The organism is Pseudomonas sp. (assembly GCF_035512415.1).
Taxonomy (GTDB): Bacteria; Pseudomonadota; Gammaproteobacteria; order Pseudomonadales; family Pseudomonadaceae; genus Aquipseudomonas.
The window spans coordinates 94390-109979 of the sequence record NZ_DATKDZ010000005.1; the positions used below are offsets into that span (position 1 = coordinate 94390).

The following is a 15590-nucleotide window of genomic DNA, read 5'->3' on the forward strand; positions in this document are numbered from 1 at the left end:
CGGATGATAACTGCCGCGAGCGCTCGCGCGTAGGGACAACAGCCGGCAATTGCCGCGAACAACGAAACAGGCCGGCTTGCCGCCCAGATAAGGATCGCTCTTGCCATGCAGCCATTCGAGGGCGATCCACAGACCCTTGAAGGAAAACGACGTGCCCTCCCCCTGACCTCAGTCAGGCGAACCCGCCACAACTGCGCCCAGCCTTACACCACCACCGCCCTGCGCTGCACAAACCGATCGACATACTCATCCGCCGGCGAATGCAGAATCTCCCGCGGCGTGCCGACCTGGATCAGTTGGCCGTCCTTGAGGATCGCGATGCGGTTGCCGATGCGCACGGCCTCGTCGAGGTCGTGGGTGATAAACACGATGGTCTTGTGCAGGGTCTTTTGCAGCTCCAGCAACTGGTCCTGCATTTCCGCGCGGATCAGCGGGTCGAGGGCGCTGAAGGCTTCGTCCATCAGGATGATGTCGGTGTCCGCCGCCAAGGCACGGGCCAAACCTACGCGCTGGCGCATGCCGCCGGAAAGCTGGTGCGGGTACTTGTGCTCGTAGCCCTTGAGGCCCACGGTGTTGATCCAGTGCAGCGCCTGCTCGGCGCAGCGCTGTTTGCTCTCGCCGCGCACCTTCAAGCCGTAGGCGACGTTGTCCAGCACACTCTTGTGCGGCAGCAGGCCGAAGCTCTGGAACACCATGCTGATCTTGTGCCGACGAAATTCGCGCAGGCCGTCCTTGTCCAGTTGCAGGATGTCTTCACCGTCCACCAGGATCGCGCCGCTGGTGGGATCGATCAGCCGGTTGAAGTGCCGCACCAGGGTGGACTTGCCCGAGCCGGACAGGCCCATGATCACGAAGATCTCGCCGCTGGCGATGCTCAGCGACAGATCGTTCACGCCGACCACGCAACCGGTTTCGGCCAGCACTTGGTCTTTGCTCTTGTTCTGGCGAATCAGCGCCAGAGCATCCTTGGGGCGATTGCCAAAAATCTTGAAGACGTTTTTGACTTCGATTTTGCTGATGGCTGCGTTGTTCATTTGCTCACCTCATGCCGAGGACGACCATAGGCCTGGGTAATGCGGTCGATGACCACAGCGAGAATCACGATCGCCAGCCCCGCTTCCAGGCCGCGTCCGACATTGAGGGTCTGGATGCCGATCAGCACGTCTTCACCCAGGCCGCGGGCACCGATCATCGAAGCGATAACCACCATCGACAGGGCCATCATGGTGGTCTGGTTGATTCCCGCCATGATGCTCGGCAGGGCCAGGGGCAGTTGCACGCCAAACAGCTGTTGCCAGCGGTTGGCACCGAAGGCGTTGATGGCCTCCATCACCTCGCGGTCGACCTGGCGAATGCCCAGATCGGTCAAGCGAATCAACGGCGGCGCAGCGTAGATCACCGTGGCGAAAATCGCCGGCACCTTGCCCAGGCCGAACAGCATCAACACCGGGATCAGGTACACGAAACTCGGCATGGTCTGCATGATGTCCAGCAACGGCAGCAGCACCGAACGCAGCCGATTGCTGCGCGCAGAGAGGATGCCCAGCGGAATGCCGATCAACACCGAGATCAGCGTCGCCACCAGCATCAGGGCGAGGGTCTGCATCAGTTTGTCCCACAGGCCCACCGCGCCCACCAGAAACAGCAGGCCAACAATCACCGCCGTGGTCACAACCTTGCGGGTGGCGTGCCAGGCAATGCCACCGATGATGGCCAGCATCAGCCACCAGGGTGCCATGCGCAGCAGGCCTTCGAGGTTGACGATGGCCCACAGCAAGGTGTCGGCGATCTGCCGGAACACATCGCCATAATTGGTCACCAGCGAGTCGACCCAACTGTTGACCCAGTCGGCGATGGAAAAGGTAAGGCTTTCGGGAAACATAAGAGACTCTCGATCAAGTGGATGCGCTGGACGCCCCAGCCAACCCTGGCCGGGAAGTACTCGACCTACAGAGCCGCGTCGATTTTCTTGGCAGCGTCTTCGCTTACCCAGGCGCGCCAAACCTCAGGGTGTTCCTGCAGAAAGATCCTCGCCAATTTCGGCGAGTCGATCCGCTCCTTGGCCATGCGCCCAAGGTTCTGGTTGAGGATATCGATGGGCAGGTTGACCTTTTCCAGCACCGCCACCAGCTCCGGGGCTTCATCGTGGAAGGTCTTGGACAGGCCGACCTTGATGCTCACGCTTTTATCCACACCTGGTTTTTCTTCCAGCTTCACCAGGTCCACCTGGCCCATCAGCGGTGTGGGCGACCAGTAGTAGAACAGGATCGGCTCGCCACGCTTGTAGCTCGACAGCACCGCCGCATCCAGCGCTGGGCCGGTGCCTGGGCGGAAGTTGGTGTAGGTCTCTTCCAGGCCATAGCTTTTCAGCATTTCGCTGTTTTCCAGCTCGCAGGTCCAGCCGGCTGGGCAGTTGTAGAAGCGGCCCTTGGCCGGTTCTTCCTGGTCCTTGAATACGGCGGCGTACTGGCCCAGGTCGGCGATACTCTTCAGGCCCGCTGCCTTGGCTTCGAGCTTGCGCGTGGCGTCGCCTTCAATCACGTAGCGCGGCACGTACCAGCCTTCTATGGCCCCCACGACCGGGGCACCGACGCCGACCACTTTGCCGGCCTTCTCGGCCTTGTTCCAGACTTCACTACGGCCGACCCATTCTTCGGCAAACACCTGGATGTCGTTGCTGCTCAGGGCGTTTTCCATGGTGATGGAGTTGCCCGGCAGGCTGTCGGTCTTGCAGCCGTAGCCTTTTTCCAGCACCACTTGCATAACGTCAGTCAGCAGCATGGCGCTTTCCCAGTTCAGGCCGGCGAACTTCACCGGTTTGCCCGCGTCGCACCAACCGGCCGCTTGCGTGGCACCGGCGCTGGCCAGCAGGCCCATGGAAAGCAATGTGGTCAGCAGGGTCTTGTTCGATTTCATTGTGTGACGCTCCTAATCATTGAGTTGGCTTACGGCAGTCAAGAGGGCCAGACCAGCCCAGGCAGTGGGCTGCGATTTCTACGGAGGTTGCACGTGGACAGCGATCCAGACGCACACGCCCTTATTTGTATATACAGCGATATGCAATCTGACGGCCAACTTCTTGAAAACGCAGCCACGGCGCTATGAGAAATGGCGGCAAATCCAGTAGTTCAAGGGTCAGCGAGGCAGAGAAAACTTCTGCAGGGGTTTTTTCTGACGGAGGATGAGGGTCACAGCAGCGTGGTATTGCGCCACGTAGGGGCATCAGGCAACAAGTTGGTGCACGGGGAAAATGGCGAGACCGACTTTTTGTGGCGCGTGGGGGGGGGGGGGTTAGCCCCCTCACCACAAAGCCAAATAAAGCTGAAATCAGTAGGCCGTCAGCTCGATTACGCAGCATTCGCCGCAGGTGGATATCTCCAATAAATCGGTGTTACCGCTCAGTTGCCAGCAGTCATAGAGGCCCAGTTCGGCGGCGGCCTCGCCGACCTTGATGGCCAGCTCAGGGTCCACGCTGAACACCAGCAGCGTTCCCGCCTCGCTGAAAAATCGTTGCTCGCCCGCCATCCACTGCAACCGTGCGCGGTATCGCTGCGGCGCATAAATCAGGTTGAAGTCGCGGATCGGCCCACCCAGTAGCGTGCAAGACACCTGGCTCTCGCCACTGAATGCAAAAGGATCCAGAGGGTGCAGCGCGCGCGTGGTCTGGCCATCGACCGTCAGGGTCATGCCGTCGCCCTGCAAGACGCTGATGACTCGCTCATAACCGGCGAACGTGGAGAAGCCGCCCGACTCAGCGATATCGGCGATCGACAACCGCCAACCGAAACCGTCCAGACCGATACCTGCGTCGCGGGTAATTTCCTCGGTGCTGCCGCCACCGTTTTTCCATGGCATACGCGGGTAATCCGCCGCGCGTAAAACCTGTATCTGACTCATCATTTATGCAACCGACCTTCCAGACGATGACGGGAACCGGGGTGGATCAGGCAAGCGGTAATGCGGTGGCCAGTTTCCATTGTCGATCTGCTGGGTAATCATCTGTTTGACGCGGGCAGACGAAGTCGGCACGACAGTCCCCTAACTCAACGAATGGACGGCTACTAACCTGCCGGAGTTTACCGAGCAGGCAAACATCTGTATATGTATATACAAATAACGCACAACGAGGTCGAATCATGTCCGCCTTCTTTGCCGAACGCGCACTCCTGCCTAGTGGATGGGCCAATGATGTACGTCTTGAAGCCAACGCCGACGGCATCCTGACTCATGTCCAGGCCAACTCCCATGCAGACGCTGCCGAACGGCTGGACGGTCCGCTGCTGCCGGGCATGCCTAACCTGCACTCCCACGCCTTCCAGCGGGCCATGGCTGGGCTGGCAGAAGTGGCGGGCAATCCCAACGACAGTTTCTGGACATGGCGTGACTTGATGTACCGCCTCGTAGGCAAGATCAGCCCCGATCAGCTCGGCATCATCGCCCGCCAGCTGTACATCGAAATGCTCAAGGCCGGTTACACCTCGGTCGCCGAATTCCATTATGTGCATCACGACACCGACGGCACGCCGTACGCCGACCCGGCGGAGCTGGCCCTGCGTATCAGCCATGCCGCCAGCGCCGCCGGCATCGGTCTGACGCTGCTGCCGGTGCTCTACAGCCACTCCGGCTTTGGCGGCCAGGCAGCCAATGATGGGCAACGGCGCTTTATCAACAGCAGCGAAAACTACCTGAAGCTTCAGTCACGCTTGCAGCCAATCCTGGCCGCACAACCGGCCCAGGCGCTGGGTTTGTGTTTCCACTCCCTGCGTGCGGTAACGCCCGGGCAAATCCAGGAGGTCCTGAGCGCTAGTGACCGCCAGTGCCCGGTGCATATCCATATCGCCGAGCAGCAGAAGGAAGTCGACGACTGCCTGAACTGGAGTGGTGCCCGGCCACTGCAATGGCTGTACGAAAACACCGAAGTGGATCAGCGCTGGTGCCTGGTCCACGCCACACACGCCAACCCGCATGAAGTCAGCCTTATGGCCCAAAGCAAAGCGGTTGCCGGCCTGTGCCTGACCACCGAAGCTAACCTGGGCGACGGTATTTTTCCGGCCGTGGATTTCCTCGCCCAGGGCGGGCGACTGGGCATCGGTTCCGACAGCCATGTGTCGTTGAGCGTGGTGGAAGAGTTGCGCTGGCTGGAATATGGCCAGCGCCTGCGCGACCAACGACGCAACCGCTTGTATCGAGCAGACCAGCCGATGGTCGGCCGCACGCTGTTTGATGCTGCACTGCAAGGTGGTGCCCAGGCTCTGGGGCAAGCGGTCGGCGCCCTGGAAGTCGGCAAGCGCGCCGATTGGCTGGTGCTCGATGGCAAGGACCCCTACCTGGCCACGGCCAACGGCGACGGAATCCTCAATCGCTGGCTGTTTGCCGGCGGGGATCGTCAGGTGCGCGATGTGATGGTTGGCGGGCGCTGGGTGGTGCGTGACGGGCGTCATGCCGGCGAAGAGGAAAGCGCCCGGGCCTTTACGCAGGTCCTGCGCGACCTGCTCGGTTAACCGCAACGGATCGCAGCCGAAAACGCAGCATGAGCAACCTAAACAAACGCCCCGAACCAGTCGGGGCGTTTGCTTTTATGTGGGCAACTGACGCGGTTTATTTCCCGTAGGTCTGCTGCCCCCAGGCCAGCAAGCCCTCCAGCAATTCCCTGAGCACCACCTGGGTCGGCGTCGCCAGATCCGCTCGGTAGTGGAACGGCTCGAACTCTTCCATATAGGTGCTCTGGCACAGCTCCAGTTGCACCGCGTGGATGTCCTCGGCAGGGTTGCCGTAGTGCCGCGTGATGTGTCCGCCCTTGAAACGCCCGTTGAGCACATGGCTGAACTCGCCGTGACGGGCGCAGATGGCTTCGAGCTGGTGGGCCAGCGTCGGATCGCAGCTGGCACCGTTGAAGGTGCCGAGGTTGAAGTCCGGCAGTTTGCCGTCGAACAGGTGCGGGATCAGCGAACGGATCGAGTGCGCATCGAACAGCAAGGCATAGCCGAACTCGGCCTTGAGCCGCGCCAGCTCCTGTTGCAGGGTCTGGTGATACGGCGTCCAGATCTGCTGCAGATAGGTCGCGCGTTCCTCGGCGGAAGGCTCCAGCCCTTCGCGAAACAACGGCACGCCATCGAACAGCGTCGCCGGGTACAAACCGGTGGTGGCACCGACGTACATCGGCTTGTCGTCAGCAGGGCGATTCAGGTCGACGACGAAACGTGAATACTCAGCGGCCAGGGTGCTGGCCCCCAGCTCGGCGGCGAACGCGTAGAGCCGAGGGATATGCCAATCGGTGTCCGGCAGGCTTTGCGCCGCCGGGATCAGGCCGGCCTTCACCGTCGGGGTCAGGCGCAGGCCGGCGTGGGGCATGCTGATCAACAGCGGCACGCGCCCTTGCTTGAAATTCAGGACCTTCTCCACAACCTTCTCCTCAATCGATTTCGACGCCGTGACGCACGACGCGCTTTTCCAGATCGCCGCCCAGCCAGTACGCCAGATCGGCCGGCCGCTCGATCTGCCAGGCGACAAAGTCCGCCACCTTGCCGGCTTCCAGCGAACCGTGGCTGTCGGCCATGCCCAGGGCCTGGGCCGCATAAATCGTCGCCCCGGCCAGGGCCTCTTCAGGGGTCATGCGCAAGCAGGTGCAGGCCATGTTCAACATCAAGCGCAACGACAGCGCGGGCGAGGTGCCGGGGTTGAGGTCACTGGCCACGGCAATCTTCACACCGTGTTTGCGCAGGGCGTCCATGGGCGGCAGCTGGGTTTCCCGCAGGAAATAAAACGCTCCTGGCAACAGCACCGCCACCGTGCCGGACGCGGCCATGGCCTTGGCGTCGTCTTCGCTCATAAATTCCAGATGATCCGCCGACAGCGCCTGATAACGGGCCGCCAGGCTTGAGCCGTGCAGCGACGACAACTGCTCGGCGTGCAGCTTCACCGGCAGGCCAAGCTGTTGCGCGGTCACGAACACTCGCTCGACCTGCGCCGGGGAAAACGCCAGGTACTCGCAGAAGGCATCCACCGCATCCACCAGCCCTTCGGCAGCCAGGGCCGGAAGCATCTCGCTGCAGATGTGCTCGATGTAGTCATCGGCGCGCTCAGCGTATTCCGGCGGCAAGGCGTGAGCCGCCAGGCAGGTGCTGCGCACGCTGACCGGCAGTTCGGCAGCGAGGCGGCGGATAACCCGCAACATCTTGCGCTCGCTGGCCAGATCCAGACCATAGCCGGACTTGATTTCCACCGTGGTCACGCCTTCACGCATCAGGCTTTTAAGGCGTTTGGCGGCGCTGGCGAACAGTTCATCTTCGCTGGCGGCCCGGGTCGCGCGCACGGTGCTGGCAATGCCGCCGCCGGCCGCCGCAATCTCGGCGTAGCTGACGCCTTGCAGGCGCTGTTCGAATTCGCCGCTGCGGTTGCCGCCAAACACCGTATGGGTATGGCAGTCGATCAGCCCCGGAGTGACCCAGGCCCCCTTGAGGTCGTTGACTGCCAGGTAGCCAGCGGCCGGCAGCTCAGCCCGTGGACCGATCCATTGAATAAGCTCGCCCTGGGTGACGATGGCGGCGTCTTCGATGATCGAGTAAACGCCCTGGGCCATGGTCGCGGCGTGGCAGTTTTGCCAGAGGGTTGTCATCGCGATGCCTCCTTGATGAATTGGATGATGAGCGCGCAGCCAGAAGCTGCCGAAGCCCGCGCGCTCTTGAGCGATTACAGGCTCGGCAACAGGTTCGCCGTGATCAATTCATTCAGGCAGCGGCTCGCCAGCAACTCGCTCGCGGCCTCGATATCCGGGGCGAAGAAGCGGTCTTCCACGTAGTACGGCACCTTCGCGCGCAGCGTCTGGCGCGCCTGTTCGAGCAGCGGCGAGCTTTTCAGCCCCTCGCGGAAATCCAGGCCCTGACAGGCACCCAACCATTCGATGGCCAGCACGCCACGGGTATTGGCGGCCATTTCCCACAGACGCTTGCCAGCAGCCGGGGCCATGGACACATGGTCTTCCTGGTTGGCCGAGGTCGGCAGGCTGTCGACGCTGTGCGGGTGGGCCAGCGCCTTGTTCTCACTGGCCAGGGCGGCAGCGGTAACCTGGGCGATCATAAAGCCGGAGTTGACCCCGCCATTGGCCACCAGAAACGGCGGTAGCTGCGACATATGTTTGTCCATCATCAGCGAGGTGCGCCGTTCGCTCAGCGCGCCAATTTCGGCGATGGCCAGGGCGATATTGTCGGCGGCCATGGCCACTGGTTCGGCGTGGAAGTTACCGCCGGAAATCACCTCGCCCTCAGCGGCGAACACCAGCGGGTTATCCGACACCGCGTTGGCTTCCACCGCCAGCACCTCGGCGGCCTGACGCAGTTGCGTCAGGCAGGCACCCATGACCTGGGGCTGGCAGCGCAGCGAGTACGGGTCCTGCACCTTGTCGCAGGCTTCATGGGAGCGGCCAACTTCGCTGCTCTCACCAAGCAGATGACGATAAACCGCCGCCGCATCGATCTGCCCACGTTGACCACGGGCGGCATGGATGCGCGCATCAAAGGGCGCACGCGAGCCCAAAGCCGCTTCCACGGTCAGACCGCCGCAAACGGTTGCCGCCGCAAACAGATCTTCAGCCTCGAACAACCCGCGCAATGCATAGGCGGTGGATACCTGAGTGCCGTTAAGCAGCGCCAGGCCCTCCTTGGCCGCCAGGGTCATCGGCTGCAAACCGGCGATGGCCAATGCCTCGGTTGCCGGCAGCCACTCACCGCGATAACGCGCCTGGCTTTCACCGAGCAGCACCAGCGACATATGCGCCAGCGGCGCGAGGTCACCAGAGGCACCGACCGAACCCTTGAGCGGAATATGCGGATAGACCTCGGCGTTGATCAGGGCGATCAGCGCCTCGATCACCTGCCGGCGAATGCCGGAGAAACCGCGCGCCAGGCTGTTGACCTTGAGCAGCATGATCAGCCGCACCATGGCGTCATCCAGCGGCGCACCGACGCCGGCGGCATGCGACAGCACCAGCGAGCGCTGGAGTTTCTCCAGGTCTTCGTTGGCGATGCGGGTCGAGGCCAGCAGGCCAAAACCGGTGTTGATGCCGTAAGCGGTCCGGCCTTCGGCAATGATGCCGTTGACGCAGGCAACACTGGCTTCGATGGCCGGATAGGCCGACGCTGCCAGGCTCACGCGCAGGGGTGCCTGGTAGGCGGCGCGCAGTTGGGCCAGGGTCAACTGGCCGGGGGTAATTTCGATAGTCGACATAACTGAATAGCCTCAGGATTCGAACTGGGGAAGCAGCTCACGCAGCGCTTCCAGGTTTGTTTGATTGCGCAGCACCTCATAGGTGGCACGTACATCCAGATGCAGCGGGTGCTCCTCCTCGTAGAAGGCCACATGCTCGCGTAGTAACTGCCAGGCACGCCCGGTGCCCTGGCCAAAGGGTCTGTCCTCGATAAAGTCGAAGGCCTGGCTGGCGAGCAGGTACTCGATGGCCAGCACATGCAAGGCATTATCCAGGGCCTTATCCAGTTTCAGGGCCGCGCTTTCGCCCAGGCTCAAATGGTCCTCTTGTAGCCCGGAGGTGAGGAAGTTGTCGGTAACCGCCGGCAGCGCCAGGCGCTTGTTGTCCGCCACCAATGACGCCGCGCTGTACTGGACGATCATCATCCCCGACTTGACGCCGCTGCCGTGGGTCAGAAACGGCGGCAACTGGTTCGCCTGCGGGGTGACCAGACGGAAGCTGCGCCGCTCGGAAATACTGCTCCACTCGCAGACGGCAATCGCCAGCAGATCGCAGGCCATCGCCACCGACTCGCCGTGGGGGTTGGCCTGGGAAATCACCCGATAGGCACCGTTCTCCTTGACCACCAGCGGGTTGTCGGTGGCCGAATTGAGCTCGCCGACAATCTGTCGGGCCGCGTGCTGCAGTTGATCACGGCAGGCACCCTGCACTTGGGGGATCGAGCGCACGCTCAGGGCGTCCTGCAGATGCTCGCCCTGGCAACGCTCGATCACCCGGCTGCCCTGCAACAGATGGCGCAGGTTGCTCGCGCTTTGCTGCATGCCCAGGTGGGCTTTGCGCTGGATCGCCGCGACGCTGATGGCGTCCAGCTGCCCGCCGAGGGCTTCGAAACTCATGGCCGCGATGATATCGGCCCAGTCGGCCAGCGCCGTAGCGTCCGCCAGGGTCAGGCAGGCCAGCCCGGTCATTGCCGGCGTGCCGTTGACCAGGCTCAAGCCATCCTTCGCACCCAGCTCGACGGTTGCCATGCCAACGGCCTCAAGCGCCGCCTGAGCAGTAACCCGCTGACCGCGAAACTCGACCTCACCCTGCCCCAGCAAGGCCAGGCCGATATGCGCCATATGCGAGAGATAGCCGACCGAACCCTGGGCCGGCACCAATGGCACGATGTCGTGGTTGAGCAGGTTCAACAGGCCTTCCACAACCTGCGGGCTGACGCCCGAATAGCCGTGGCTGTAATTGACTACCGCGCAGCAGATGATTGCCCGCACCTGCTCGGCGCGCAGCGGCGCACCGATGCCGCAGGCATGGCTCATCAGGGTGTGGCGAGAGAGCTTCTGCAGCTCGCCCGGTGCCAGCACCACATGGCACAGCGCGCCCAAGCCGGTGTTGATGCCGTAATGCGCCTTGCTCGAGCCGGCGATGGCGAGGATCGCCGCACGGGCTTCCTGCACCCGCGACCAGGCTTGCGCTGATAACTGCAGCAGGCGGCGATCGCGGGCTACAGCGACTACGTCCTGCCAGGCGATGGGGCCATCGCCAATCAACACTGCCTCAACCGACTTACTCATGGACCACTCCCGTCAGTTGCTCTTGCTCGTCAGCCGGCTCGCCCTTGTTGAAGACAAACACCCGGGCCGCCGACGCCACGATCAGAATGAACACAAACAGCACAGTGAAGCCACCCGCCGCCGCCAGGTACTTGATCCCCTCGACGCCCTGGGCACCACCACCGAAGGCCACCATGATGTAGGCAATGGCGGCGATGGAAACGCCCCAGATAACCTTCTGCCGCTTCGGCGACTCTTCATCCGCACGCATATCGTGGGTGCAGATCGAGGCGATGGTCGAGGTCATGGAATCCGCTGCGGTGGCAAAGGAAATGATCAGAGTAAAGATGGCCAGCGGCACCAGAATCACGGCCAACGGCAGGTTCTGCAAAAAGCCCCAGAGCCCGGAGACCGCGCCGTTTTCGGTGACGATACGCACCAGATCGAGGGTGCCGTCCATCTGCCATTTGATCGCCGAGCCACCCCAGATGGCGAACCAGACGATGCCGAACAGCGACGGCAGCACCCAGTTGATGATCAGAAACTCGCGCAGGGTACGGCCGTAGGAAATACGTGCGAGGAACAACCCCATCAGCGGCGCGTAGGCGATCCAGATCGACCAGTCGTACATCGTCCACCAGGTCACCAGGGCCTCGCCGCCGGACTCCTTGGTATCGAACGACCAGAGAAAGAAGTTGTTCAGCCAGTAACCCAGCGCGGTGGTCGACAGGCTGAAGATGTAGCTGATCGGGCCGATGATCAGCAACACGATCACAAAGGCGTAGAAGATGTAGGCGTTGACCGAGGAGAGAAACTGGATGCCGCGCTTGAGCCCCGACAGGGCGGAGGCGATAAACACCACGGAAATGATCAGCGTCAGTACCAACCAGGTCATCGGCGTCGAGCGGATGCCGTACTGCGATTCGATACCCGAACCGATCAGCGCCAGCCCGGCACCGAGCGAGGAAGCCAGACCGAGGGCGATGGCCAACACCGCTACCACATTGATCAGCGACTTGACCCACGGCCGCTCGCCATGACGGCCGATCACCGGAGCCAGGGCCGAGGCAATGGAGAACGCCTGTTTCCGGTTGTAGTGCATATAACCGATCATCAGGCCCACCACCGAATACATGGCGTAGGGGATAAAGCTCCAGTTATGGAAGCTGCGCGCCAGGGCGAACACTGCCGCCTCGGCACTGCCGGCGGCGAAGGACTGGTTGCCGATTTCGCCGTAGACATTGCCCAGGTAAATGATCGGCTCATTCACCGAATAGGTGACCACACCCGTGGCGATCCCGCCCGTCAGCGCCATGGCGAAAGTCGAGGCCATGGAGAACGCCGGCTTGGCATGTGCCCCGCCCAGGCGAATATCACCGGCCTTGGAACAGAAGATATAAGCGGTAACCGCCAGCGCCGAGAACGCCAGCAGCTGATACAGCCAGGCGAAGTCGGACAAGGAGAAATAGAAGATTTTCTTGGCCACGCTGACCAGCGCCGCGTTGTCGACCAGCCCGACGATTACGGCGAGAAGAATGATGGTAAATGCGGGGATAAAGACCCCGGCATTCAGGCGCTTACGGCTACTTGTATTCATTATTGCCTGCCCTCTGCAAACTGCACTCGGTAGAAGCGCAGGTCCGGCGCGAGCCTCTGCTCGCCGCGCCGAACCCGCTCTTTCAGCTCATGGTTAACGACCACCCAGCATGGGCAGGTCCAGGCCCTGCTCGCGGGCGCAATCGGCGGCAATCTGATAACCGGCATCGGCGTGACGCATCACCCCGGTGCCCGGGTCGTTGCGCAGCACGCGGCCGAGACGGGCGCGGGCTTCCGGCGTACCGTCGGCCACTATGACCACCCCGGAATGCTGCGAGTAGCCCATGCCAACGCCGCCACCGTGGTGCAGCGACACCCAGGTCGCGCCGCCTGCGGTATTCAACAGGGCGTTGAGCAGCGGCCAGTCGGACACGGCGTCGGAACCGTCCTGCATGGACTCGGTTTCACGGTTGGGGCTGGCCACCGAGCCGGAGTCCAGATGGTCGCGGCCGATGACGATCGGCGCTTTCAACTCGCCGCTGGCGACCATGTCGTTGAAGGCCTGAGCCAGGCGCGCGCGGTCTTTCAGGCCGACCCAGCAGATACGTGCCGGCAGGCCCTGGAAGCTGATGCGCTCGCGGGCCATGTCCAGCCAGTTGTGCAAATGGGCGTCGTCAGGGATCAGTTCCTTGACCTTGGCGTCGGTCTTGTAGATATCTTCCGGGTCGCCGGACAGCGCCACCCAGCGGAACGGGCCGATGCCCTGGCAGAACAGCGGACGGATATAAGCCGGGACGAAGCCAGGGAAATCGAAGGCGTTGTCGACGCCCTCCTGCAGCGCCATCTGGCGGATATTGTTGCCGTAGTCGAAGGTCGGCACGCCCATCTGCTGGAAGGCCAGCATGGCGCGCACATGCACGGCCATGGACTGCTTGGCGGCCTTGACCACCACGGCCTCCTCGGTCTTGCCGCGGGCCACGTATTCGTCCCAGCTCCAGCCGGCCGGCAGGTAGCCGTGGCGCGGGTCATGGGCGCTGGTCTGGTCGGTGACCATGTCCGGACGCACGCCACGGCGTACCAGCTCCGGGAGGATCTCGGCGGCGTTGCCACAGAGGGCGATGGACACCGCCTTGCCTTCGCTGCAGTACTTGTCGATACGCGCCAGGGCGTCGTCGAGATCACTGGCCTGCTCGTCGACATAACGGGTCTTCAGGCGGAAATCGATACGCGATTGCTGGCACTCGATATTCAGCGAGCAAGCGCCGGCCAGAGTCGCTGCCAATGGTTGCGCGCCGCCCATGCCGCCGAGGCCTGCGGTAAGTACCCAACGGCCCTTGAGGTTGCCGTCGTAATGCTGACGACCGGCCTCAACGAAGGTTTCATAGGTGCCCTGGACGATGCCCTGGCTGCCGATATAGATCCAGCTGCCGGCAGTCATCTGCCCGTACATGGCCAGGCCCTTGGCATCCAGTTCGTTGAAGTGCTCCCAGGTGGCCCAGTGCGGCACCAGGTTGGAGTTAGCCAACAGCACGCGTGGCGCATCCTTGTGCGTTTCAAACACGCCGACCGGCTTGCCGGATTGAATCAGCAGGGTCTGGTTGTCTTCCAGGCGGGTCAGCACTTCGACGATCTTGTCGTAGCACTCCCAGTTGCGCGCGGCGCGGCCGATGCCGCCATACACCACCAGTTCCTTGGGGTTCTCGGCCACTTCCGGGTCGAGGTTGTTCATCAGCATGCGCAGCGGCGCTTCGGTCAGCCAGCTCTTGGCGGTCAGCGTGGTGCCACGGGCGGCGCGGATTTCGGTGTCACGGAAAAGGCTCATAGCAAGCTCCTTATCAACAGATCGTTAGGTGCGGGCGGCTTACAGCCAGCCCATGTAAAGCGCCAGGTAGCCCAGCGGAATGCTGAACAACAGGCTTAAGAACGTGCGCTGCAGCCAGACCAGCAACAGGTCGCGCAAACGCAGAGGAATTCGCGTGGCCAACACGCAGGGAATCGAGGCAGAGAGAAACAGCACGCTGCTCACCGAGACGATGGCGGTGACGAACTTGACCAGCAGGTCGGCGTCTTTCAGCAACATCGCCGGCAGGAACATCTCCGCCAGGCCGGAAGAAATGGCCCGGGCCACCTGCATCGGCTCATTCAGGCCAAACAGCCAGGTCACTGGGTAGAACAGCACGCCCAGGGCATCGAACAGCGGGGTGTACTTGGCGGCGAGCAAACCGAGCAGGCCGACGGCGAGGATGCTCGGCAGAATCGCGGCGGTCATGCGCAGGCCGTCGACAAAGGTCTCGCGCAGCGCACTGAGCAGCGAGGGCGCGCTGGCCGCCTGACTCAGGCCGGCACGCCAGGCGCTACCGATACGGCTCTCGCCCGCCTGCAACTGCGGCTCGGGGCGGCTTTCGGTGGGCAGGCGCGACAGCGGGTAGATACGCGCGCTGACCGCGGTGACGCTGAAGGTCACCAGCATCGCGCTCCAGAAATACAGGTTCCAGATTTCCATCAGGCCAAGGGTCTTGGCGATGATCACCATAAAAGGTGCCGACACCGTGGAGAAGCCGGTGGCGATAATCGCTGCCTCCCGCACGCTGTAGTGGCCCTGCTGGTACATGCGATCAGTGATCAGCAGCCCCACCGAGTAGCTGCCCACAAACGAGGCCACCGCATCGATGGCCGACTTGCCCGGCGTACGCCAGATCGGCCGCATCACCGGCTGCATCAGCACGCCGACCAACTCGAGCAGACCGAAGCCGATCAGAAACACCAGGGCCAGCGCCCCCAGCGGCACGATCAGCGCCAGGCTGAGCACCAGCTTGTCGAACAGAAACGGCAGCATGCCCGGCTGATAAAGCGCTTCAGGCCCGACACCGAACAGATAGGCCACGCCGATCAGCAGACCGAACACCTTGAGCACGCTGAATACGGTACGCGTCAGGTCGCCGCGCCAGCTGCCGCTGAACCAGGGCTGCAGCGCGCCGTAGAGCATAAACAGCATGGCAATGCTGATCACCAGCGGCCGCGCATGGGTTTGCAGGGCGCTGGCAGCATGGTCGAGAAGGATGGTCGAGCGCCCGCCGATTTCGAACGGTACGAAAAACAGCAGCAGGCCGATCAGGCTATAGCCGAGCAACCGGGCCAGGGCGCGACCCTTGGACACGCTGGCGAGCGCCGTAAGTTGTTCAGACATGACGGCTCTCCGCGCGCAACGAGCGGGGTGCCGGGCTGCCGCCGTGGCGGTGCTGGGTGAAGGGTGTCATCTGTGCATTCCTCTGTATTTATTGTTGTCAGGGAAGTGGCCAACG

The 15590-nt window shown here is 62.6% G+C and carries 12 protein-coding genes; 1 reads left to right on the forward strand and 11 read right to left on the reverse strand.

What is annotated here, in order from left to right:
- Positions 1-203: 203 nt before the first annotated feature.
- The 4 genes from VMP31_RS01770 to VMP31_RS01785 form a co-directional block, all read right to left on the reverse strand.
- A complete protein-coding gene (locus tag VMP31_RS01770) occupies positions 204-1034 on the reverse strand; it encodes a glycine betaine/L-proline ABC transporter ATP-binding protein (RefSeq protein ID WP_325503454.1) in 831 nt (276 codons plus the stop codon).
- Entirely contained in the window at positions 1031-1882 is an 852-nt protein-coding gene (locus VMP31_RS01775; RefSeq protein WP_325503456.1) for a proline/glycine betaine ABC transporter permease, read from the reverse strand. Before VMP31_RS01775 ends, VMP31_RS01770 begins: the two co-directional genes overlap by 4 nt.
- Before the next feature lie 65 nt (positions 1883-1947).
- Positions 1948-2916 carry an ABC transporter substrate-binding protein gene (locus VMP31_RS01780; RefSeq protein ID WP_325503458.1) on the reverse strand — a complete coding sequence of 323 codons (969 nt, stop codon included), beginning with the start codon at positions 2914-2916 and terminating at the stop codon, positions 1948-1950.
- A gap of 411 nt (positions 2917-3327) precedes the next feature.
- Complete coding sequence (locus VMP31_RS01785) at positions 3328-3897, reverse strand: HutD family protein (protein WP_325503991.1); 570 nt, start codon at positions 3895-3897, stop codon at positions 3328-3330.
- A gap of 239 nt (positions 3898-4136) precedes the next feature.
- Here VMP31_RS01785 and VMP31_RS01790 point away from each other — a divergent pair, with 239 nt between their 5' ends.
- Positions 4137-5501 carry a formimidoylglutamate deiminase gene (locus VMP31_RS01790; RefSeq protein WP_325503460.1) on the forward strand — a complete coding sequence of 455 codons (1365 nt, stop codon included), beginning with the start codon at positions 4137-4139 and terminating at the stop codon, positions 5499-5501.
- A gap of 97 nt (positions 5502-5598) precedes the next feature.
- Here the strand turns inward: VMP31_RS01790 and hutG are convergent, their stop codons facing one another.
- From hutG to VMP31_RS01825, 7 genes are all read right to left on the reverse strand, one after another.
- Positions 5599-6402 (reverse strand): N-formylglutamate deformylase, encoded by an 804-nt coding sequence (hutG, locus tag VMP31_RS01795; RefSeq protein WP_325503462.1) that lies wholly within the window; start codon positions 6400-6402, stop codon positions 5599-5601.
- Between the two features lie 10 nt (positions 6403-6412).
- Positions 6413-7615, reverse strand: a complete 1203-nt coding sequence (gene hutI / locus VMP31_RS01800; RefSeq protein ID WP_325503464.1) for an imidazolonepropionase — start codon at positions 7613-7615, stop codon at positions 6413-6415.
- A gap of 74 nt (positions 7616-7689) precedes the next feature.
- Positions 7690-9222 (reverse strand): histidine ammonia-lyase, encoded by a 1533-nt coding sequence (hutH, locus tag VMP31_RS01805; protein ID WP_325503466.1) that lies wholly within the window; start codon positions 9220-9222, stop codon positions 7690-7692.
- 12 nt (positions 9223-9234) lie between these two features.
- Positions 9235-10773, reverse strand: a complete 1539-nt coding sequence (locus tag VMP31_RS01810) for a histidine ammonia-lyase (RefSeq protein ID WP_325503468.1) — start codon at positions 10771-10773, stop codon at positions 9235-9237.
- Positions 10766-12349 (reverse strand): BCCT family transporter, encoded by a 1584-nt coding sequence (locus VMP31_RS01815; RefSeq protein ID WP_325503470.1) that lies wholly within the window; start codon positions 12347-12349, stop codon positions 10766-10768. The genes VMP31_RS01810 and VMP31_RS01815 overlap by 8 nt, the downstream gene beginning before the upstream one ends.
- 93 nt (positions 12350-12442) lie before the next feature.
- On the reverse strand, positions 12443-14110 hold the full coding sequence (gene hutU, locus VMP31_RS01820) for a urocanate hydratase (RefSeq protein WP_325503472.1): 1668 nt from the start codon (positions 14108-14110) through the stop codon (positions 12443-12445).
- A 39-nt stretch (positions 14111-14149) separates the two neighbouring features.
- Positions 14150-15475 carry a YjiH family protein gene (locus VMP31_RS01825; RefSeq protein ID WP_325503474.1) on the reverse strand — a complete coding sequence of 442 codons (1326 nt, stop codon included), beginning with the start codon at positions 15473-15475 and terminating at the stop codon, positions 14150-14152.
- Positions 15476-15590 lie beyond the last annotated feature (115 nt).

Coding starts and splice junctions, on each gene's coding strand:
- VMP31_RS01770 (WP_325503454.1), bottom strand. CDS start 1,034: ATGAACAACGCAGCCATCAGCAAAATCGAAGTCAAAAACGTCTTCAAG.
- VMP31_RS01775 (WP_325503456.1), bottom strand. CDS start 1,882: ATGTTTCCCGAAAGCCTTACCTTTTCCATCGCCGACTGGGTCAACAGT.
- VMP31_RS01780 (WP_325503458.1), bottom strand. CDS start 2,916: ATGAAATCGAACAAGACCCTGCTGACCACATTGCTTTCCATGGGCCTG.
- VMP31_RS01785 (WP_325503991.1), bottom strand. CDS start 3,897: ATGAGTCAGATACAGGTTTTACGCGCGGCGGATTACCCGCGTATGCCA.
- VMP31_RS01790 (WP_325503460.1), top strand. CDS start 4,137: ATGTCCGCCTTCTTTGCCGAACGCGCACTCCTGCCTAGTGGATGGGCC.
- hutI (WP_325503464.1), bottom strand. CDS start 7,615: ATGACAACCCTCTGGCAAAACTGCCACGCCGCGACCATGGCCCAGGGC.
- hutH (WP_325503466.1), bottom strand. CDS start 9,222: ATGTCGACTATCGAAATTACCCCCGGCCAGTTGACCCTGGCCCAACTG.
- VMP31_RS01810 (WP_325503468.1), bottom strand. CDS start 10,773: ATGAGTAAGTCGGTTGAGGCAGTGTTGATTGGCGATGGCCCCATCGCC.
- VMP31_RS01815 (WP_325503470.1), bottom strand. CDS start 12,349: ATGAATACAAGTAGCCGTAAGCGCCTGAATGCCGGGGTCTTTATCCCC.
- hutU (WP_325503472.1), bottom strand. CDS start 14,110: ATGAGCCTTTTCCGTGACACCGAAATCCGCGCCGCCCGTGGCACCACG.
- VMP31_RS01825 (WP_325503474.1), bottom strand. CDS start 15,475: ATGTCTGAACAACTTACGGCGCTCGCCAGCGTGTCCAAGGGTCGCGCC.